A 20,880-nucleotide genomic window follows, 5' to 3' on the forward strand; every position below is an offset into this window, starting at 1 on the left:
GCGTACGCGAGTCAGGGCCCGGGCGGCGCGTCCCTGCGCCGCCCGAGCCCTGCGTTCACATCGAGTTGCCTGCTCTGGGGATCAGATCAGAGCTGGTTGCCCACGAAGACCGTGAGGTCGACGAGGCGGTTGGAGTAGCCCCACTCGTTGTCGTACCAGCCGAGGATCTTCACCGACTTGCCCTCCTGGACCATGGTCAGGGAGGAGTCGAAGGTGCAGGAGGCCGGGTCGCTGACGATGTCCGAGGAGACGATCGGGTCCTCGGTGTACGCCAGGTAGCCCTGGAGCTCGCCCTCGGAGGCCTTCTTGAACGCGGCGTTGACCTCGTCCTTGGTGACCTCGCGCTCCAGCTCCACGACCAGGTCGGTGGCCGAGCCGGTGGGGACCGGGACGCGCATCGCGATGCCGTCGAGCTTGCCCTTGAGCTGGGGCAGGACCAGGGCGGTGGCCTTGGCGGCACCGGTCGTGGTCGGGATGATGTTCTCCGCGGCGGCGCGGGCGCGGCGCAGGTCGGAGTGCGGGAAGTCCAGGATGCGCTGGTCGTTCGTGTACGCGTGCACCGTGGTCATCAGACCCTTGACGATGCCGAAGTTCTCGTCGAGGACCTTCGCCATCGGCGCCACACAGTTGGTGGTGCAGGAGGCGTTGGAGATGACGTGGTGGTTCGCCGGGTCGTACTTGTCCTGGTTGACGCCCATGACGATGGTGATGTCCTCGTCCTTGGCCGGAGCCGAGATGAGGACCTTCTTCGCGCCACCGGCGATGTGCTTCTCGGCGTCGGCCTTCTTCGTGAAGATGCCGGTCGACTCGATGACGATGTCGACGCCCAGCTCGCCCCACGGGATGTCGGCGGGGTTGCGCTCGGACAGGACCTTGATGGTCCTGCCGTCGACGGTGATGGTGTCGGCGGTGTGCGAGACCTCGGCCTTGAGGCGGCCCAGGATGGTGTCGTACTTCAGCAGGTGAGCGGTGGTCGCGGTGTCACCCAGGTCGTTGACAGCCACGATCTCGATGTCAGCACCCTGCTCCAGCAGCGCGCGGAAGTAGTTGCGACCGATACGACCGAAGCCGTTGATGCCTACGCGGATCGTCACGAACCGATCTCCTCGTTGGTACGCCGGCCATGCGGTGCCGGCGAGCTCTGTTTGGGATGTCCCCGACCACCCACGACCCTACCTCCCTGAGGGCCCCGGAGTGACATCGAGATGCCCCATACACGGGCAGGCGGTCCGTACCCGCCAGTAGGGGTACGGACCGCCCGGGCCGGAAGGCCTGATCACTCTTTTTGACTACGGTGAGCTAGTCATCGTTGACCAGGGAGTTCACCCTTCGAGGGCCGCCAGGGCCTTCTTGACGAGGGTGTTGCGGTCAGCCGCCGCGGTGACGTGCTCCAGGCCGAAGCCCAGCAGCACGGTCCGGTCGGTGGTGACGGCGCCGTACGTCTTGAACAGCGCCCCGGTGCGGGCCCAGTCCTGGAGGACGGCCGGGCTGCCCGCGGGCGGTCCGGGCACGCTCCAGGCGCCCAGCGAGGTCTCGAAGCCCTCGGTCTGGGCCGGCGTGCCGTTCAGGACGAGCGAGGCGTCGTCGGCGAGGACTCCGTGGCCGCCGGTGCCCGGGTCGGTGACGTAGCTGATCGAGACCTCGACGGACTTGCCGGCGTAGGCGCTCAGGTCGTAGTTGACCTGCTGCCAGCCGCTGGAGGCGCCGGTGAGGCTGTTCCAGGCGCCGCTGGTGCCGGTCGGGGTGCAGGCGTTGTTCCCGATCGTCAGGTAGTGCTTGAGCCACGGGTGCTCGTTGATCAGGAAGCCCGCCCCGCACTCCGAGGGCACGGTCTGGGTGCTCGCGCCGCCCAGCTCCGGGAGGGTCGTCCAGTCGTCGGCGCCGGTGGTGTGGGCCTCGACGATCACATGGTCGTAGCCGGGTTCGGTGTCCCACAGCAGCTGGCTGCGCAGGGTCGGCTGCTGGGCCGCGGTGACACCGGTGAGGTCGACGGTGCGGGTGAGGCGCTTGTACGCGTCGTCGGTGTGCACGGCCGCCGCCATGTAGGAGCCCGCGTAGGGCCCGTACGGGTTGACCGTCCCCGCGAACTGGCCCGCCCCGGCGCTGGCGAACTGCGGGTACTTGTCGGCGGGCAGCGAGTCGGAGGTGACGCCGTAGGTGCCCGCCTTGTCGAGCGGGTTGCCGGAGGCGGCGCCGAGGGCCGCACCGGCGCCGTCGAGCTTGCCGGAGCCGGTGAAGCCGGTGGCCCCGGGGGTCGACGTACGCGAGTAGGCGCCCAGGTAGTACTGGCTGAAGTCGTCGGAGAGGGTGCCGCCGCCGAGGTCGACGTTGCCGCCGGCCTGTTCGCCCGCCTCGATCAGCTTGCCGCCCTCGTTGAGGAAGGCGCGCAGCTGGAGCTGGGTGGCGACGCCGGGGACGCTCGCGCCGGTGTAGTGGACGACGGTGGCGAAGTGGTCCAGCACACCGAGCGCGTCGGGCGCGCCCTGGGTGGCGACGTCCCAGACGATCGCCTTGCGGCCGTTGGCCTTCAGCGCGTCGACGTAGGTCTGCGCCTGCGTGGCGGCGGCGCCTTCCTCGGCGACGACCAGGGTGTCGGCCTTGGCGCGCTGGGCGACGGTGTAGGTGAAGTGCTCGCCGGCGACCTTCTTGCCGCTCTTCGTCTCACCGGTGAACCAGACCTCGACCTTGTCGCCCGGGTCGCCGTCCCTGACCTTGGCCCGGTACTCGTCGAAGCGCAGGTTGTCCTCGCCGCCGTAGGTCTCGCCGCCCTTCCATGCCTTGAGGTCCTCGTCCTGCGTACGGCCGCCGTTGACGCGGTACTTGAGCTCCTTGTCGCGCACGGACTTGCGTACGACGACCGAGACCTCCTGGTCGGCGCCGCGCGAGTACGACGTGGCGAACTTGGCCGGGGTGAAGTCGGCCGCCGTCAGGCCCAGCGAGGAGGAGGGCGTGTCGGGGTGCGCGGCGGTCTCGGCGACCGAGAGCGCGAACGGGATGTTCTTCTCGAACTCCTGCTGGATCAGCTTCTCGTCGTCCGGGAAGTTGAACACCGACTGGCAGTCGGCCGCGTTCCACTGGTCGTTCGGGTCGATGCCCGACGCGGTCTGGCAGGTCGACATCTCCGGGGTGAACATCGACATGCCGTTGACGTTGGCCGCGTGGCCGTCCGCCTCGCCGTTCGTCGTGTACAACTCCGAGGAGACCTGCGGGCGGTAGCCGGGGATCGCGGAGTTGTCCGGCGTACCGGCGAGCGCCTTGTAGAGGACGTCGTCGGGGGTCGGCGTGGCGACCTGCCAGCCGACGCCGTAGAGCAACAGCTCGGCGGCGGAGTGGTAGTTGATGCCGTACGAGAAGCCGATCCGCTTCTCGAAGTTGTCGAGCGCCTTCGTCTCGGGCTCGGAGCCGGGGCTCGCGCCGCGGTAGGTCTGGCTGGTGGGGTTGGGGGACGAACCCTCGTCGTCGTAGCCCCACTTGTAGGCGAAGTTGCGGTTGAGGTCGACGCCGTCGCCGGTGGATATGACGCCGTCTCCGTTGACGTCCCGCAGGTTCTTGCGCCACAGACGGGTGTCGGAGTTCTGGAAGGTGTAGTCGTAGCCGTCGGGGTTGGCCGAGATCACGAACCACAGCTCGGTGGAGTCGACGATCTTCTTGATGCGTTTGTCGGTCTTGTAGTTGTCGATGTAGTAGTGCATCAGACGCCGCGTCATCTCCGGCGTGATCCACTCGCGCGCGTGCTGGTTGGACACGTAGAGGACCGAGGGCTTGGAGCCGTCCTTGGACTTCTTCGCGCCCTTGGTGAGCTTGAGGGCGAGGATGTCCTGGCCGTTGATCGTCTTGCCGATGGAGACGACCTTGGTGAGGCCGGGATTCTCCTGGCCGGTCCGGACGATCTCCTCCTTCAGCCCACCGCTTCCGCTGTACGGGCGGTACACGCCCTCGGCGGCGTCCTCGACCCGCGCCTCGGCCTTGGCCGAGAGCGTGTGCTCGGTGAGGTCGACGCCCTTCTTCTCCAGGGACTTGGCCTGCTGGTCGGTGAGGTAGACCTCGACGTTGGCCGTCCCCTTCGCGGGGACCTGCTCGCCGAGTTCGTGACCGTCCTGTCCGGCGGCCAGCAGCAGGGGTACCTGCTTGGCCGTGACTTCGGCGCGGTAGACGTTGACCTCGTTGGGGTCGTTCCCCTGTGAAGTCCCGTTCTGCGCCTGCGCGATGGGTGCGAGGCTCGCTCCGCCGATCAGGAGCGCGCCGACAGCGAGGATCGATCTCGCTCTGTGTCTCATGAACCCCCCTAGCAATGGTCCGCCGCAGTAGCGAACAGATGCCAGGCTCATGACAGTTCATGATCGAGTCAAGAGTGCCTCAAAGACAGACAAACGAGCGCAGAGATACGCCGGTGCCGGCGCCCCGAGTGGGCGCCGGCACCGGCGTGTTGAGCGAGCTTGACGCGGCGTCAGCCGACCAGGTTGTCGGCCATCTCCTCGGTGATGCTGGACTCCGTACCCGGGATGCCGAGGTCGGAGGCGCGCTTGTCGGCCATCGCGAGCAGCCGGCGGATGCGGCCGGCCACGGCGTCCTTGGTGAGCGGCGGGTCGGCGAGCGCGCCCAACTCCTCCAGCGAGGCCTGCTTGTGCTCCATGCGCAGCCGGCCGGCCGCCGCGAGGTGCTCGGGGACGTCGTCGGCGAGGATCTCCAGCGCGCGCTGGACGCGGGCGCCGGCGGCGACGGCCGCGCGGGCGGAGCGGCGGAGGTTGGCGTCGTCGAAGTTGGCGAGACGGTTCGCCGTGGCACGCACCTCGCGGCGCATCCGGCGCTCCTCCCAGGCCAGCACCGACTCATGGGCGCCGAGGCGGGTGAGCAGGGCGCCGATCGCGTCGCCGTCGCGGACGACCACCCGGTCGACCCCGCGCACCTCGCGGGCCTTGGCGGCGATCGACAGCCGGCGGGCGGCGCCGACCAGGGCGAGCGCGGCCTCGGGGCCCGGGCAGGTCACCTCCAGGGAGGAGGAGCGGCCGGGCTCGGTGAGTGAACCGTGCGCCAGGAACGCGCCGCGCCAGGCGGCCTCGGCATCGCAGGTCGCCCCGGAGACCACCTGCGGGGGCAGCCCGCGGATCGGGCGGCCCCGCCCGTCCACCAGGCCGGTCTGCCGGGCCAGCTGGTCGCCGCCGGCGACGACCCGGACGACGTAACGCGAGCCGCGGCGCAGTCCGCCGGGTGCCATCACGATCAGCTCGGAGGAGTGGCCGAAGATCTCCAGGATGTCCCGCTTCAGGCGCCGGGCCGCCATCGCGGTGTCCAGCTCCGCCTCGATCACGATGCGCCCGCTGACCAGGTGGAGGCCGCCGGCGAACCGCAGAATGGCGGAGACCTCCGCCTTTCTGCAGCAGGTCCGGGTGACGGGGAGCCGGGAGATCTCGTCCTTCACCGCTGCCGTCATCGCCATGGGCCGATCCTTCCATGCATCCGAAAAATACGGTCGTACGCGGCGGCCAGCAGCTCCGGATCATGCCGCGGAGTTCCGTCCCTCCGGGCGACCGGAGCCAGCTCGACCGCGGCTCCGAGCCGCCCTGCGGCCTCGGTGAGCACATCACGGTCGGGCACGGCGGCCTCGTCGGCCAGCACCACGTCCAGGGCGAGTTTAGGGGCGTGTCGTCCCAAAACCTCCAAATGACGCCGCGGGGAGAAGCCGTCGGTTTCTCCGGGCTGCGGGGCGAGGTTCAGCGAGAGTACCCGGCGCGCCTTCGTCTCCGTGAGCGCATCCAGCAGTTCCGGCACCAGCAGGTGCGGGATGACCGAGGAGAACCAGGAGCCGGGCCCCAGGACCACCCAGTCGGCGTCCAGGACCGCCTCGACGGCCTCGGGCACGGCGGGCGGGTCGTGCGGCACCAGGTGCACGGACTGCACCTCGCCGGGCGTGAGCGCCACGGTCGCCTGCCCGCGCACGGTGCCCACGTCCTCCGGCCGCTCGGGGTCGTGCCCCCGGACCAGTGCCTGCAGCTCCAGGGGTACGGCGGACATGGGCAGCACGCGCCCGTGCGCGCCGAGCAGCTTGCCGACCAGGTCGAGGGCCTGGACATGGTCGCCGAGCTGCTCCCAGAGGGCGACGATCAGGAGGTTGCCGACCGCGTGTTCGTGCAGGTCTCCCTTGGACTGGAAGCGGTGCTGGATGACGCGGGCCCAGGTCTGGCCCCAGTCGTCGTCCCCGCACAGCGCGGCCAGCGCCTTGCGCAGGTCGCCGGGCGGCAGCACGCCCAGCTCGTCCCGGAGGCGGCCGCTGGAGCCGCCGTCGTCGGCCACGGTGACGACGGCGGTGAGGTCGCCGGTGATCCGGCGCAGTGCGGCGAGCGACGCGGACAGGCCCATGCCGCCGCCCAGCGCGACCACCTTGGGCTGGGCCCCGCGCCGGCGCGGCCGGGCACCGCGGGCCTCGATGGTCCGGCTCACGCGGGACTCGGGCACCACCCGGCGCAGTCGGCTCAGCCGCGAAGAACGTTCCGTCATTCGCGTCCCATGTCCCGGTGTACGACCACGGTCTCCACGCCCTCGGCCGCGAGGCGTGCGGCGAGCTTCTCCGAGGTGGCGACCGAGCGGTGCTTGCCGCCGGTGCAGCCGATGGCGATCGTCACGTACCGCTTGCCCTCGCGGCGGTAGCCGGCCGCGATGAGCCTGAGCAGCTCGGCGTAGCGGTCGATGAACTCCTTGGCGCCGGGCTGGTTGAAGACGTACGCCGACACCTCCTCGTTCAGGCCGGTGAAGGGGCGCAGCTCCGGGACCCAGTGCGGGTTCGGCAGGAAGCGCATGTCCGCCACGAGGTCGGCGTCGACCGGGAGGCCGTACTTGAAGCCGAAGGACATGACGGTGGCCCGCAGCTCGGGCTCCTCCTCGCCGGCGAACTGGGCGTCCATCTTGGCGCGCAGCTCGTGCACGTTGAGGCTGGAGGTGTCGATGACCAGGTCGGCGTCTCCGCGCAGCTCGCGCAGCAGCTCGCGCTCGGCGGCGATGCCGTCGACGATGCGGCCGTCGCCCTGGAGGGGGTGCGGGCGGCGCACCGACTCGAAGCGGCGGACCAGGGCGTCGTCGGAGGACTCCAGGAAGACGATCCGCCGGGTGACGCCCCTGCTGTCGAGGTCGGCGAGGGACTCGCGGAGGTTGTCGAAGAAGCGCCGGCCGCGGACGTCGACGACGACCGCGATCCGCGCCACGTTGCCCTGCGAGCGGGCGCCGAGCTCCACCATGGTGGGGATCAGCGCGGGCGGCAGGTTGTCGACGACGAACCAGCCGAGGTCCTCCAGACACTTGGCGGCCGTCGACCTTCCCGCACCGGACATGCCGGAGATGATCACCAGCTCGGGGATGGCCGCGTCGGGAACCGCGGCCGTCTCGCTGGTCGTGCCCGTACTCACCTGTGCTCCGTCTCCGCCTTGGTCCTGCTGCCCGTCGTGCTTGTTCACATTCATGTCTCCTGCCCCCGTCGTTCGTCCGGGGCGCCCGTCGTCACGGGCTCCCCACCGGAACCCATGGTGCCGGGTTCCTCTTCCATGATCTCTCCAGTGGCCGTGTTGACGGCTGGTGCGGCCGGAGCCGCCTGGGCGAGGGCCACGGCGATCGTCTCGGCCGTCTTGCGGCCTATGCCGGGGACCTCACAGATCTGGTCGATGGTGGCGGACCGAAGTTTCTTCAAAGAACCGAAGTGTTTAAGAAGCGCCTGTTTACGAGCGTCGCCGAGGCCGGGCACGTCGTCCAACGGGCTCGCCCGGAAACGCTTGGCCCGCTTGGTGCGCTGGTAGGTGATCGCGAACCGGTGCGCCTCGTCACGCACGCGTTGCAGCAGGTAGAGGCCCTCGCTGGTGCGGGGCAGGACGACCGGGTCGTCCTCGTCCGGCAGCCAGACCTCCTCCAGGCGCTTGGCGAGACCGCAGACGGCGACGTCGTCGATGCCCAGCTCGTCGAGAGCCTTCTTGGCGGCAGCTACCTGGGGCTGACCACCGTCGACGACGACGAGCTGAGGCGGGTAGGCGAACTTCTTGGGCCGGCCGTCCTCGTTCTTGAGACCGTTGCCGTTCGTCAGGCCCTCGCCCGCCTCACCCGCGAGGCCGTCCTCGTGGCCGTCGTCCACCCACTCGCCGGTCTTCTCCTTCTCGGCGAGGTAGCGCCGGAAGCGGCGGTTGATCACCTCGTGCATGGAGCGGACGTCGTCCTGGCCCTCGAAGCCCTTGATCTGGAAGCGGCGGTACTCGCTCTTGCGCTGCAGCCCGTCCTCGAAGACGACCATGGACGCGACCACGTCGTCGCCCTGGAGGTGGGAGATGTCGTAGCACTCGATGCGGAGCGGAGCGCTGTCCAGGTCGAGGGCCTCGGCGATCTCCTCCAGGGCGCGCGAGCGGGTGGTGAGGTCGGAGGCGCGCTTGGTCTTGTGCAGCACGAGGGCCTGCTGGGCGTTGCGCTCGACCGTCTCCATCAGGGCCTTCTTGTCGCCGCGCTGCGGGATGCGCAGCGAGACGCCCGAGCCGCGGCGGTCGGCGAGCCACTCCTGGACCGGCTCCACCGGGTCGGGCAGGGCGGGGACGAGGACCTCCTTGGGGACGGAGTCGCCCTTCTCCTCGCCGTAGAGCTGCTGCAGGGCGTGCTCGACGAGGGCGCCGGTGGTGATCTCCTCGACCTTGTCGGTGACCCAGCCGCGCTGGCCGCGCACCCGCCCGCCGCGGACGTGGAAGATCTGTACGGCCGCCTCCAGCTCGTCCTCGGCGACCGCGATCAGGTCGGCGTCGGTCGCGTCGGCGAGCACGACCGCGTTCTTCTCCATGGCCTTCTTCAGGGCCTCGATGTCGTCGCGCAGGCGGGCGGCCCGCTCGTACTCCATCTCCTCGGCCGCCTCCGTCATCTGCTTCTCCAGACGGCGGATGTACGTGCCGGTGCGGCCGGCCATGAAGTCGCAGAACTCCTCGGCCAGTTCGCGGTGCTCCTCGGGCGTGACGCGCTCGACGCAGGGGGCGGAGCACTTGCCGATGTAGCCGAGCAGGCAGGGGCGGCCGGTGCGGGTGGCGTTCTTGAAGACGCCGGCCGAGCAGGTACGCACGGGGAAGACGCGCAGCAGCAGGTCCACGGTGTCGCGGATGGCCCACGCGTGCCCATACGGCCCGAAGTAGCGCACGCCCTTCCGCTTCTGACCGCGCATCACCTGTACGCGCGGGAACTCCTCGTTCATCGTCACCGCGAGGTACGGGTAGCTCTTGTCGTCGCGGTACTTGACGTTGAACCGGGGGTCGTACTCCTTGATCCAGGAGTACTCCAGCTGCAGAGCCTCGACCTCCGTGGACACCACGGTCCACTCCACGGACGCGGCGGTGGTGACCATCGTCCGGGTGCGCGGGTGCAGGTTCGCCAGGTCCTGGAAGTAGTTCGCCAGGCGCTGGCGCAGGCTCTTCGCCTTTCCGACGTAGATCACCCGGCGGTGCTCGTCGCGGAACCTGTACACCCCGGGAGAGTCCGGGATCTGTCCCGGCTTGGGGCGGTAGCTGGAGGGGTCGGCCATGTCTCACACCCTACTGGCGAGCACCGACACTCCGACGGGCCTGTGGACGGCGCCTAGCGCGACTCCAGGAAGGTCAGTACGGCCAGTACCCGGCGGTGGTCGTCGGTGTCCTCGGTGAGGTGGAGTTTGCCGAGGATGCTGCGGACGTGTTTCTCCACCGTGCCCTCGGTGACCCACAGGCGGCGGCCGATGCCGGCGTTGGAGCGGCCCTCGGCCATCAGGGCCAGGACCTCCTTCTCGCGGGCGCTGAGATGGGACAGCGGGTCGTCGCGGCGGTGGACCGAGAACAGCTCCTGCACCAGGGAGGGGTCGACGACCGAGCCGCCCCGGTGGATGCGCTCCAAGGCCTCGATGAACTCGTCGACGACCGTGACCCGGCTCTTGAGCAGGTAGCCGATCTTGCGGCCGCTGGCCAGCAGCTCCAGCGCCTCCTCGACCTCGACGAACGCCGACAGCACGAGGATGCCGGTGGCGGGGTGGCGGTCACGGATGGTGCGGGCCGCCTTGAGGCCCTCGGTGGAGTGGTCCGGCGGCATTCTTATGTCGACGATCGCGAGGTCGGGGCGGTGCGTGGCGACCAGCTCCAGAAGCCCCGCGGCTTCACCGGCCTGTCCCACCACCTCGTAGCCGACCCGCTCGCACAGGCTGGCCAGTCCCTCCCTGAGCAACACGTCGTCGTCGGCGAGAACGACCCGCCCCCGCGCGGGCTGCTGCGTTGCGTCGTCCATGGCCCCGGCTCCCCTTGCCCGACCTATCGATGCGCGCCCAACAGCCTGCCCGACCGGCGGGATTACGGCTAGCCGGAAGCGGAATTGGAGGCCTCCCGTGACGACATGAGGACGTCTCGGAGCGATTCTCTTACCAATGCAGAGCAAGTGGGCCGGCCGGCTCGGGCGAGAGCCGGCGGGCCACGGGGCGAAGGGCTGCGGGAATGCGTCGGACGCGGATCGAGAAGCAGCGGCGGCCGGTCCGCGCCCGCCGGTACCAGGACGACACGCACGCGTGGAGCGACGTCCTGGACCCCAGGGACCCCGACATCGTGCGCGCCAAGCAGATCGGCGACGCGCAGCGCGGCGGCACCGACCGCCCCTAGGACCGGACGGCAGCCTCACCGTCCGTATCGACCGCCCGGACGTACGCGTACGTCACCGAGTCCATGGCCCCCCGTCCTGGACGACTCCCCTCCGCGTACGCCCGGGCGGTCACACCTGCGTCGCGGGTCCGCCGCTCAGGGGCAGCCGCACCCGCATGGTCGTGCCCCGGCCCGGCGGGCTGCTCACGGTCAGCTTGCCGCCGATCGCCTCGACCCGGTCGATCAGGCCGATGAGGCCGGAGCCCCGTCCGGTCTCGGCGCCGCCGACGCCGTCGTCGGCGATGGTCAGCTCCAGGACGTCGTCACGGATCCCGGCGTCGACACGCACCACGCGCGCGTGCGCGTGTTTGGCGGCGTTGGTGAGGCACTCGGAGGTGACGTAGTACGCGGCCACCTCCAGCTGCTCCGGGAAACGGGTGGCCGGCAGTCGCAGATCGAGTTCCACGGGGACGGCGGAGCGCCGGGCCAGCGAGCGCAGCGCGGGGCCCAGGCCGCCCTTGGACAGGATGGCCGGGTGGATGCCGCGGGCCACCTGGAGCAGGTCCTGGAAGGCGTCGTCGAGGCCCTTGCTCACATGGGCGATCTGTTCGGCGAGCTCGGACGCCGGATCGGTGAGCATGGACTCGGCCAGCCGCAGGTCGAGTTGGAGCGCGACGAGCCGCTGCTGGACGCCGTCGTGCAGATCGCGCTCGATACGGCGCCGGGAGGCGTCCCCGGCGGCCACCACGCGCGCGCGTGAAGCGGTCAGCTGGTCGCGGCTGTCGGCGTTGGCGATGGCGGTCGCGACCAGCTCGGTGAAGTCCGCCAGCCGCGACTCGGTCCCCTCGGGCAACGTGTCCAGCGCGGAGGCGGCGACGACGAAGCCCCACAGCCGGTCGTCCACGACGATGGGCGCGGCCACGGCTCGGCCGACCCGGGCCGCCTGCCGGGTCCGGGTCACCTCCATCAGCGCCTCGTGGGCCGCGGCCCGGCGCACCTCGCGCGTGGCCTCCTCGGGCTCCTCGGGTATCCAGTGCACGGTCCCCAGGACCGTACGGCTGCCGTCGGGTTCGTTGCGCAGCACGGCGGCGTTGGTGCTCAGCAGGTCGCCGACCTCCCGCGCCACCTTCGAGAACACCTCGGAGGGCGGGGCGCCGTGTGCCACGCGGGTGGCGACCCGGCGCAGCGCGGCCTGTTCCTCGGCGGCCCGGCGCCGCTCGGTGACGTCGCGGGCGGCGGCGTAGATGAGGCCCTCCTCGGGGACCGGCCGGGCGCTCCACTGCAGCCAGCACTCGCTGCCGTCGGCGCGCAGGTAGCGGTTCTCGAACTCGGCCAGTTCGACGCCGACCGCCAGCCGTTCGAGGGCCGCGCGGGTGCCGGCTCGGTCCTCCTCGTGCACGAACTCGATGTACGGCTTGGACAGAAGCGTTTCTCCCGAGTAGCCGAGGGTGCGCTCGAACGCCGGGTTGACCCGCTTCAGATAGCCGTCGAGCCCCGAGATGCACAGCAGGTCGAGGGAGAGGTTGAAGATGCTCTCCAGTTCCCGCTCGGCCTTCCTGCGCCGGCCGTGCGCGGCCGCGAAGGACGCCATGGTTCCGTTCATGCCGCCCAGCAACTGGGCCCAGGTGCCGAGGAAGGAGCCGACGTCGGCGCGGTGTCCGAGCCGGTTGTCGTCGATCGCGGTGTTCATGGAACGGATCTCGGCGGCCAGTCGTTCAGTGGTCACACGCAGTGCGCGGAACGTGTCGGCGACGTCCCCGAGTTCGTCGCGTCCCGCGTACCGGATGTCGTACGACAGATCGCCGTCCGACAGCGCCCGCGCGCCCGCGGAGACCTCGCTCAGCGGCCGGGTGATCGAGCGGCTGAGGGCCAGGGCGAGGACCGTGACGACGCCGAGGACGGTGAGTGAGAGGGCCAGGTCGCGCACCGCCCGGGTCCGCGCGGTGTGCAGGTCGTGCGCGGCCGTGCGGGCGAGTTCGCGTGCGGCCCGGTCCTGGACGGCGCGCAGCGACTGGACGCGCGCCCCGGAGGCGGCCAGCCAGCTGTCGTACGAAGGCCGGCGGGAGGTCTGCGGGTCGGCGGCGGTGAGCAGGTCGCGGACCTTGCGGACGGTCCGGCCGGGCGCCTCGAACTGGATGGTGTACACCTCGGCCCACAGCCGGTCGGAGGTGTTCTGCCGGAACTCCCGCAGCTGGGCCTCCTCCAGGGCGGGCCAGCGCCCGGCGGCGGCCGCGCTGCGTCCGGCGGGGGCGTCGAGCAGGATGGCCACCTCGGCACGCTCGCGTTCGCCGGCCTCGATGGCCTCCAGCAGCGCGACATGGGCGTCGGCCGCGCGGCCCGCCGCTCTGGTGGGACGCCCGGACTCCAGGCCGGCGACGGTGTCGAGCAATTGGTTCTCGACCGACTGGTAGCGCTGTACGACGTCCGGGGCGGTCAGCGAGCCGGTGCCGGTCTCCACGCGCACGGCGTGCAGTTGACGGCTGACGGCGTCGAGTTTGCCGACGACATCGGAGTGCGGCCAGGAGTTGGCCCGGTCGGCGGCGCGCAGCAGCACGCGGTCGGTGGTCCGCTCGGCCGCGGAGCGCTCGGCCGTGGCGGCCCTTCCTGGGCGCAGCCTGGCCAGTACGGCCGCGATGCGCTCACCGGCGACGGCATCGGAGACCTCGGTGGTCGCGAACGACACCCCGGTCGCCTGGTCGAAGCGGTCCAGTGTGCGCGCCTCCTCGCCCTGGCCGACGGCGCTGAACGCGGTGAAGACCAGCATGCCGGTCACCGGCAGCAGCACGAGCAGCGTCAGCTTGCGGCCGACGCGGAGGCGGGCGAGGAAGGGGGTGCGGCCCTGCCGGGAACGGGACTTGGGCGCCGTAGACCTTTGTCTTCGCAAGGGCGGGGGGCGACGCACGGCCGGTCCTCAGCGTCCGGTGGGCGGGTAGTGCTGGTGGTCGGCCAGGTCCTTGTCGACGGCCCTGGCGGCCCGGTCGAGCTCGGTGTCGGCCGGGGCGCGGTCGAGGAGGATCCGCGCGAAGGCCCTGTGGAAGGCGACACCGCTGCGGCCCTCGTCGAAGGCCCGGTCGTCCTCGTCGGGGTCGACGAGGCCCGCCTCGGCCCGGCCCTGCACGGTCTTGAGCGCTGCGACGGCCTGCGGAGCGTTCAGGAAGCCGTCCGCCGTCCGGCAGTTCTTCGGATCGATGAGGTCACCTCCCGCCGACCACACCGCGGGCGCGGCGCCCGGTGCCCCACTTTGCGGAGTTTCCTCAGGATGCCCGTGAACTCGTCGGCGGTCCAGGCGTCCCCGGTGCCCTTGGGGATGCGGACGTCGGCGGCCGGGGTCATGGGCCCTGTTGCGGATAGCCGTCGTGGGCCGCGAGGTCCTTGTCGATGCGGTCGGCCGCCTGATCGAGGGTGCTCTCGACCGGGGCCCGGTCGAGGATGATCTTCCTGAAGGCCCAGGAGAACGCGTCGGTGATCGCCGGATAGGCGGGAGTCTGAGGGCGCGGCCGGGCCACCCCGCTGCGCAGTTGCTCGATGTAGAGGTGCTCGGGGCCGTTCGGGCCGTACTGCGTGGAGAGCTTCACCGCACTGTTCGTAGCCGGGATGGCACCGTTGGCCACGGTCATCCGGTGGACCTGCTCCGGCTTCAGCAGGAAGGCGAGGAACCGCCAGACCGCGTCCCCGTCGGCCTCGCCGGCCGGTACGCCCCACTGCCAGGACCCCATCCCCGTGACTGTGCCCTTTCCGAAGTCGGGCAGCGGCACGATCCCCACGTCGTCGGGGAACGCCTCCGTGTAGTCGCCGTAGACCCAGTGCCCCAGCCAGGAAATGACACTGCGTCCCTCGACGAACGCCCGGTCGTCCTTGCCCGGGTCGACGAGACCCTCCTTGACCCAGCCCTGGATCGTCGTGAGTGCCTTCACGGTCGCGGGGCTGTTGAGATAGCCGTCGGCCGTCCGGTAGCTCTTCGGGTCGATGAGGTCACCTCCCGCCGACCACACCGCGGGCGCGAAGCCGTACGTGGGCCACTCGTCGCCGGGCTTGATGGAGTAGAGGTAGAGGTCGAGCGGCGTCCGGTAGCCCTGCTTGCGCAACCGGTGCAGGATGCCCGTGAACTCGTCGGCGGTCCAGGCGTCCCCGGCGCCTTCGGGGATACGGATGCCTGCCTTCCGCAGCACCGACTTGCGCACGTAGAGGCCCATGCCGGAGTCGAAGGTGCCGACGCCCCAGAGCTGTCCCGCGTACGTGCCCTGCCGGCGGATCGAGGGCAGCAGATCGGCCCGGAGAGCGGCCGGCACACAGGAGCCGATCGGCCTGATCTTGCCGGACCAGGCGTAGCTGTAGAGGTTCGGTCCGTCGAAGTCGAGCAGGTCGGGCAGGTCGCCGCTGGCCGCGGCGGAGTCGACGAGCTCGCGGTAGGGCCTGCGTCCGGGAAGGGAGACCAGTTCGACCCGAACCTGGTGCTGAGCCTTGTTGAACTCCTTGACCTGGCTGCGCAGGGTGCCGATCTCGCTGCTCTGCTCGGAGTGGAACCACACCGTGATGTGCGCGACGCCTTCGATCTTCCCGTCGCAGGTCGTGTCGCTACGGGGCTGTTTCGTCTCGCCGCCCCCGCTCCCACCGCATCCGGCCAGCAACAGGGCGGTTGCCGACAGCCCCGAGACCAGAATCCTGCTGAGCGACGCATGCATGGCACACCCCCACTCGACCGGACGTTCGGCCATCCCCAGGGCGCGCTCATGCTACCGCCGGTGACGTGCCGCTGCGCGGGGTAACCGTCAACTCGCCGGTTCGGCACAGGCCTTCAGCACATTCCAGCTGACAGGTACCGCGCGCCCCCGAGTCTTTCCGGCTAGCTGGAAAGCGCAATCAACCGCCGATTGGGACGCTGTCCGCATGTCCATGCGCTGTCTTCTCGTCGATGACAGCATCCGGTTCCTGGAGGCCGCTCGTACCCTGCTCGAACGCGACGGCATACCTGTCGTCGGCATGGCCTCGACGGGTGCGGAAGCGCTCGCGCGGGCGGCCGAACTGGCCCCCGACATCGTCCTGGTGGACCTCGACCTCGACGGCGAGAGCGGCTTCGACGTCGCGGCCGAACTGGCCGGCCGGGTCACCTCCGTCATCATCCTGATCTCCACGCACTCCCTCGATGACTTCCAGGAACTGGTCGCCGTCAGTCCGGCCCGCGGCTTCCTGCACAAGTCCGACCTGTCCGCACGGGCGATCAGGGAGGTCCTCGGCAACGACGGTACGGCCGCGCCGACTTGAGGCCGCTGATCGGGTCTCGGCCAGGAGCACGATGCTGTTGCGCATCAGGTGTTGTCGGGACTTGGTCAACACGCTTCAATGCGGGGGAACTCGGGGCCGTGAACGACGGCGTACGGATGTGAAGACTCCCCGGCGCCGACGGGGTGGCCCCTGAACCCAGCGCGAAGCCGGCCCGACCAGCCGTAGCGAGCATTCACAGAAAGGCCCCTGCATGCCGCACGTCACACAGCACGCGGACGTCGCCGCCGTCGTCACCGCGGAACTGGACTCGGCCCTGCGAGGCGGCCCCTTCCATGTCGCGCTGCGCGCCGCCATCGCCGCCCGCGGGCTGCCACTGCAGCGCGTGCAGCACCATCTGTCCCGCTACGGCGTCAAGGTCGGCGTCACCAGCCTGAGTTACTGGCAGCAGGGTGCCCGCCGCCCGCAGCGCCCCGAGTCGCTGCGCGCCGTACGCGCGCTGGAGGAGATCCTGCAGCTGCCGGAGGAGTCCCTGATCCGGCTGCTCGCCGAGACCGACGAACACGCCTCGGGGCAGCGGCCCGCGGCCCGCTCCTACCGCTCCCTGGTGCAGGCCTCCGACGTCCTCGACCGCATGCTGTCCGAACTGGACCTGCCACCGGACGGCGGGCTGCACACCCTCGGCCACCACGAGCGGGTACGGATAGGGGCGCGCCGTGAGCTGGCGGGGCGCGAGTCGCATCACATCGTGCGCGCCCACAAGGACGGCGTCGACCGCTTCGTGGCCGTCCACCACGGCGACCCGGACTGCGCGCCGGAACGCATGCGGGTGCACGCCCTGGAGAACTGCCGCACGGGACGCGTGCGCGTGCACCACGACACCGGTGTCCTCGTGGCCGAGCTGCTCTTCGACACCCGGCTGCGGGCCGGCGACACCTTCCTCTTCCGCTACGGCGTCGACGACGGCACGGGCGGTGTCTCCCGCGAGTACGTCCGCGGTTTCGGCCCGGCGGGCGGGCAGTACGCGCTCCAGGTCCACTTCGACGAACGCGCCCTCCCGATTCGCTGCCACCGCTTCGCCCAGCACTCCCCGGCGGCCCCTCGCAGCGGCCGCCAGGAACTCCCCCTCAGCGGCCTCCACCGCTCGGTCCACCTCGTCGAACCACGGGTGCGGACGGGGGTTGTGGGGATCGGGTGGGACTGGGAGTGAGCCTGGGGTGAGGGCTGCTGTCCAGGGCCGGCTTGCGTAGCCCGGTGCCCGGCTCGGCGTGGTCGGTCTGGTCGCGGAGGGACGTAAACGCTTACGCAAGCGTTTACGTGTGCGCTCGGATGGGATACGTTCCCCGCCGGAGGGTCTGCGCCGAGGTGTCCACACCGGACCGAGGGGTTGGCGCCGAGCAGGAGAGGGGACCGTATGGCCACCATGGCCGACGTCGCGCGGAGCGCCGGTGTGTCCGTGGCGACCGTCTCGCACGTCGTGAACGACACCCGCCCCGTCCTCCCCCGCACCCGCCAGGCCGTCCTGGACGCGATAGACCGCCTCGGCTACACCCCCAACACGCTCGCCCGCTCCCTGGTGACCTCCCGCACCCGCTCCATCGGGCTCGCGGTCTCGGCGATCAGCAACCCGTACTTCACGGAGATCCTCCAGGGTGTGGAGGCCGGCGCCCTGGAACACGGCTACAGCCTCCTCATCGCCGACCCGCACGACGACCCCGACCACGAGCGCAAGGTCGTCCAGCTGCTGCACGAACGCCGGGTGGACGGCATGATCGTCGCCCCCTCCGCCGACCCGCGCGAACTCCTCGCCTACCTCGGCCGCCACGAGGTCCCGGCCGTCTTCCTCGACCGGCTCGTCGATCCCCCGGCCGCCGGTGGCACGCCCCGCTACGACCAGGTCTGCGCCGAGAGCACCGGACCCACCGCCCGGCTCGTCACCCACCTCGCCGAACTCGGCCACCGCCGCATCGCCCTCGTCGCCGGTCTGCCCGGGCTCAGCACCACCCGCGAACGCATCGCCGGCTACCGGCACGGCCTGGCCACCGCCGGCCTCGCCCACGACGAACGCCTCGTGGTGCACGGCGACTCCGCCTCGGCCGGCGCCGAACAGGCCACCGCCGCCCTGCTCTCCCTCACCGCCCCGCCCACCGCCCTCGTCACCGCCAACAACGCGATGACCATCGGTGCGCTGCGCGCCCTGCGCGACCGCGGCCTGTCCGTGCCCGACGACATCGCCCTGTGCTGTTTCGACGACTTCGCCTGGGCCGACCTGTTCTCACCCCGGCTCACCGCGATCGCCCAGCCCAGCAGGGAGATCGGCGCCCAGGCGGTACGGGTGCTCCTGGACCGCCTGGGCGAACCGGATCGCCCCGGCCGCACGGTACGACTCCCGTGCTCGTTCGTGCACCGAACGTCGTGCGGGTGCCCGGAGGGGCACCAACAGCCCCAGACGTCCGAGCAGTTCGAGCAGTTCGACTAGCTAGAGCAGTCCCAGTAGTCCAAGCAGTCCCAGCAGTTCAAGAAAGGAACGTCTCGTGATCGTCGTCGCCGGTGAGGCCCTGATCGACCTGGTACCGCAGGGCACGGGTGCCCTCGCGGGGCTGCAGCCGGCACTCGGCGGCGGCCCGTACAACACCGCCGTGGCCCTCGGCCGCCTCGGCTCCCCCACCGCTTTCTGCTCCCGCACCTCGCGGGACGCCTTCGGCGAGGCCCTGCTCGACGGGCTCCGCCGGGCCGGCGTGGACGTCTCCGCCGTGCAGCGCGGCGCGGAACCGACCACGCTCGCGGTCGCCACCCTCGACGGGAACGGCTCGGCCTCCTACTCCTTCTACGTCGACGGCACCGCCGACCGGCTGTTCACCGCCCCCGAGGCGCTCCCCGCCGAGACGCGGGCCGTGTCCTTCGGCACCTGCTCACTCGTCCTGGAACCGGGGGCGACCGCCTATGAGGGCTTGCTGCGGACCGCTGCCGCCCAGGGTGTGTTCACCGCGCTCGACCCCAACGTCCGGGCGGGCCTGATCCCCGACGCCGACGCCTACCGGGCCCGGTTCGGGAGCTGGCTGCCCTCGGTGTCGCTGCTCAAGCTCTCCGAGGAGGACGCCCAGTGGCTGGGCGGCACCCCGCGCGACTGGCTGGCCGCCGGCCCCGCGGCCGTCGTGATCACCCACGGCGGCGACGGTCTCACCGCGTTCGTCCGAGGCGGGGCCGTGTACCCCGTGCCGGGCGAGAAGGTCGACGTCGTCGACACGATCGGTGCCGGCGACACGGTGAACGCGGCCCTGCTGCACGGCCTGTCCACCTGGGACGCCCTGTCCGAGGAGGCGCTCCTCGACCTGGGCACGGACGGCTGGACCCGTCTGTTGCGGTTCGCGGCACGCGCGGCGGCGATCACGTGTTCCCGCGCGGGAGCCGAGCCGCCGTACGCCTCTGAGGTGGGCGAGGTGTAGAGGCGGTTCGCCTCGCAGGGGCGCCCGTCCGTCAGCCGCTCACCGCGCGCAGCGCGCCCGGTAGGCGCCCGTTGAGACGGTCGAGGGCCGTGGCCGTGGCTTCGTCGGCCGGGATGTGCACGACCAGGCGCTGGCCCTCGTCCGGCAGCGCGAGCGTCTCGTACGACAGGCGCAGGCGTCCGGCCTCGGGGTGGTCGACGAGTTCGGTGCCGGAGCGGGCGGGCAGGGCCGGGGCGGCGGCGAGCCGCTCGCTGAACGACGCTCCCGCCGTCGCCGTCAACTCCTCGGCCAGCGCGGCGACATGGGGCTCGTGCAGCGAGGCCTCGTGGCGGAGATGGGCGATCTGCTCGTCGGCGAGTCGGTCCCAGCCGGGGTACGCGGCGTGAGCACGGTCGTCGGTGAACAGGTACCGGACGAGGTTGGGCGGGTCGCCGTCGAGCAGGCCCAGCGGGCGGGCGTAGCGCTCATACCCCCTGGTGTGGGCCACGATGTCGCCGATCCAGTTGAGCAGGACGGCTGGTGCGGGCTCCAGGCGGTCGAGGAGTGCCTGGACGGTCGGTCGTACCGTGCGGACGGGGGCGGTGGCGGCCGACTGGCAGAGGACCTTGTCCTCGCCGTGTGCCTTGGCCAGTCGGCGCAGCAGTATGTTGTCCGTCGTCGACAGCCGCAGGGCGTCGCCGAGCGCGATGAGCACCTGGGGTGAGGGATTGCGGTCACGCCCCTGTTCGAGCCGGGTGAGGTACTCGACGCTGATGCCGGCGAGCGTGGCCAGCTCGGCGCGGCGCAGCCCGGGAGTGCGGCGACGGGAGCCCGCGGGCAGGCCCACTTCCGCGGGGGTGACCGCTTCTCGGCGGGTGCGCAGGAAGGTGCCCAACTCGTTGTCGCTCACCGCTCGAACGTACAACGCGTGCCGTCGCGGAGGGTGTCCCTGTCACTACCACTCTTCACCCGGCCTCCCTCCCCCGACGCGGAACTCGCAGGGTGGGGACATGACTTACGACAACCCCGCGGACTCCGCCGCCACTTCCGTCTCCGCTCTGCCGCTCGCGCCCGGCGAGTGGGAACTCGACCCGCTGCACTCGGCCGTCAACTTCACCATCCGGCACCTCGGGATCGCCAAGGTGCGCGGCCGGTTCACCGAGTTCGGGGCCGGGCTTTCCGTCGGCGGGACGGCCGACGAGGTGCGGGTGAGCGCCGAGATCGCTCTTGCCTCTATTGACACCGGGAACTCCGACCGGGACGCGCACACCCGCTCGCCCGAACTGCTCGACGTGGAGAAGCGGCCGACGATGTCCTTCCGCTCCACGCGCGTGTCCGGGCAGGGCGAGGACTGGTCGATGGAAGGGGACCTGACCATCGGGGACGTGACCCGCCCGGTCACGCTCGCCGTCGAGTTCGGCGGGGCCGTGGACTCCCCTGTGGATCAGAGGAAGCACGCCGGGTTCGAGGCGACGGGTGAGATCCGGCGCAGCGACTACGGGCTGGATTTCGGAGCCGGGTTTCTCGGTGATGTTGTCAAGGTTCATCTGGACATGCAGTTCGTGGAACCCGTCGGACCGCAGGGCCAGGGTGGCTGATGGTGGAACGAGCGGCGCCCCGCGGGGAGTTCCCGCGGG

The 20,880-nt window shown here is 70.9% G+C and carries 17 protein-coding genes; 6 read left to right on the top strand and 11 right to left on the bottom strand.

All coding sequences use genetic code 11. The features are described 5' to 3' along the window. Positions 1-86: 86 nt before the first annotated feature. The 7 genes from gap to ABZ848_RS17580 form a co-directional block, all read right to left on the bottom strand. Complete coding sequence (gene gap / locus ABZ848_RS17550) at positions 87-1,094, bottom strand: type I glyceraldehyde-3-phosphate dehydrogenase (protein ID WP_360832280.1); 1,008 nt, start codon at positions 1,092-1,094, stop codon at positions 87-89. Positions 1,095-1,322: 228 nt separating this feature from the next. Next, positions 1,323-4,277 (bottom strand): M14 family zinc carboxypeptidase, encoded by a 2,955-nt coding sequence (locus tag ABZ848_RS17555; RefSeq protein WP_360832283.1) that lies wholly within the window; start codon positions 4,275-4,277, stop codon positions 1,323-1,325. A 170-nt stretch (positions 4,278-4,447) separates the two neighbouring features. Beyond that, entirely contained in the window at positions 4,448-5,437 is a 990-nt protein-coding gene (gene whiA / locus ABZ848_RS17560) for a DNA-binding protein WhiA (RefSeq protein ID WP_031057649.1), read from the bottom strand. Continuing rightward, entirely contained in the window at positions 5,428-6,495 is a 1,068-nt protein-coding gene (yvcK, locus tag ABZ848_RS17565) for a uridine diphosphate-N-acetylglucosamine-binding protein YvcK (RefSeq protein ID WP_360832285.1), read from the bottom strand. Before yvcK ends, whiA begins: the two co-directional genes overlap by 10 nt. After that, a complete protein-coding gene (gene rapZ / locus ABZ848_RS17570) occupies positions 6,492-7,451 on the bottom strand; it encodes an RNase adapter RapZ (protein WP_360832288.1) in 960 nt (319 codons plus the stop codon). Before rapZ ends, yvcK begins: the two co-directional genes overlap by 4 nt. After that, on the bottom strand, positions 7,448-9,526 hold the full coding sequence (gene uvrC / locus ABZ848_RS17575; protein WP_360832290.1) for an excinuclease ABC subunit UvrC: 2,079 nt from the start codon (positions 9,524-9,526) through the stop codon (positions 7,448-7,450). Before uvrC ends, rapZ begins: the two co-directional genes overlap by 4 nt. Positions 9,527-9,579: 53 nt before the next feature. After that, the gene (locus tag ABZ848_RS17580) at positions 9,580-10,254 is read right to left on the bottom strand and encodes a response regulator transcription factor (protein WP_360832293.1); all 675 of its coding nucleotides are present in this window, start codon (positions 10,252-10,254) and stop codon (positions 9,580-9,582) included. 203 nt (positions 10,255-10,457) lie between these two features. Here ABZ848_RS17580 and ABZ848_RS17585 point away from each other — a divergent pair, with 203 nt between their 5' ends. After that, entirely contained in the window at positions 10,458-10,619 is a 162-nt protein-coding gene (locus ABZ848_RS17585; RefSeq protein WP_360832296.1) for a hypothetical protein, read from the top strand. Positions 10,620-10,728: 109 nt separating this feature from the next. On the opposite strand, the gene ABZ848_RS17590 is transcribed toward ABZ848_RS17585, so the two are convergent. From ABZ848_RS17590 to ABZ848_RS17600, 3 genes are all read right to left on the bottom strand, one after another. Next, positions 10,729-13,362, bottom strand: coding sequence for a PAS domain S-box protein (locus ABZ848_RS17590; RefSeq protein WP_360832871.1), 2,634 nt, complete (start codon positions 13,360-13,362; stop codon positions 10,729-10,731). A 147-nt stretch (positions 13,363-13,509) separates the two neighbouring features. Then, positions 13,510-13,812 carry a hypothetical protein gene (locus ABZ848_RS17595; protein ID WP_360832299.1) on the bottom strand — a complete coding sequence of 101 codons (303 nt, stop codon included), beginning with the start codon at positions 13,810-13,812 and terminating at the stop codon, positions 13,510-13,512. Positions 13,813-13,927: 115 nt separating this feature from the next. After that, positions 13,928-15,280 (bottom strand): sugar ABC transporter substrate-binding protein, encoded by a 1,353-nt coding sequence (locus ABZ848_RS17600; RefSeq protein WP_360832302.1) that lies wholly within the window; start codon positions 15,278-15,280, stop codon positions 13,928-13,930. A 205-nt stretch (positions 15,281-15,485) separates the two neighbouring features. Between ABZ848_RS17600 and ABZ848_RS17605 the strand changes: the two genes are divergently transcribed. The 4 genes from ABZ848_RS17605 to ABZ848_RS17620 all read left to right on the top strand — a co-directional run bounded on the left by ABZ848_RS17605 (position 15,486) and on the right by ABZ848_RS17620 (position 19,264). After that, positions 15,486-15,860, top strand: a complete 375-nt coding sequence (locus ABZ848_RS17605; protein ID WP_360832305.1) for a response regulator — start codon at positions 15,486-15,488, stop codon at positions 15,858-15,860. 211 nt (positions 15,861-16,071) lie between these two features. Next, positions 16,072-17,028 (top strand): hypothetical protein, encoded by a 957-nt coding sequence (locus ABZ848_RS17610; protein WP_360832308.1) that lies wholly within the window; start codon positions 16,072-16,074, stop codon positions 17,026-17,028. A 204-nt stretch (positions 17,029-17,232) separates the two neighbouring features. Then, positions 17,233-18,297, top strand: coding sequence for a LacI family DNA-binding transcriptional regulator (locus ABZ848_RS17615; protein ID WP_360832310.1), 1,065 nt, complete (start codon positions 17,233-17,235; stop codon positions 18,295-18,297). A gap of 55 nt (positions 18,298-18,352) precedes the next feature. After that, the gene (locus tag ABZ848_RS17620) at positions 18,353-19,264 is read left to right on the top strand and encodes a carbohydrate kinase (protein WP_360832313.1); all 912 of its coding nucleotides are present in this window, start codon (positions 18,353-18,355) and stop codon (positions 19,262-19,264) included. Positions 19,265-19,295: 31 nt separating this feature from the next. Here ABZ848_RS17620 and ABZ848_RS17625 read toward each other — a convergent pair whose 3' ends face one another. After that, positions 19,296-20,153 carry a helix-turn-helix domain-containing protein gene (locus tag ABZ848_RS17625; RefSeq protein ID WP_360832316.1) on the bottom strand — a complete coding sequence of 286 codons (858 nt, stop codon included), beginning with the start codon at positions 20,151-20,153 and terminating at the stop codon, positions 19,296-19,298. A 100-nt stretch (positions 20,154-20,253) separates the two neighbouring features. Here ABZ848_RS17625 and ABZ848_RS17630 point away from each other — a divergent pair, with 100 nt between their 5' ends. Beyond that, complete coding sequence (locus ABZ848_RS17630; RefSeq protein WP_360832319.1) at positions 20,254-20,841, top strand: YceI family protein; 588 nt, start codon at positions 20,254-20,256, stop codon at positions 20,839-20,841. Positions 20,842-20,880: the final 39 nt, after the last annotated feature.

The sequence above is a fragment of the Streptomyces sp. NPDC047081 genome (assembly GCF_040643775.1).
Classification (GTDB): domain Bacteria; phylum Actinomycetota; class Actinomycetes; order Streptomycetales; family Streptomycetaceae; genus Streptomyces.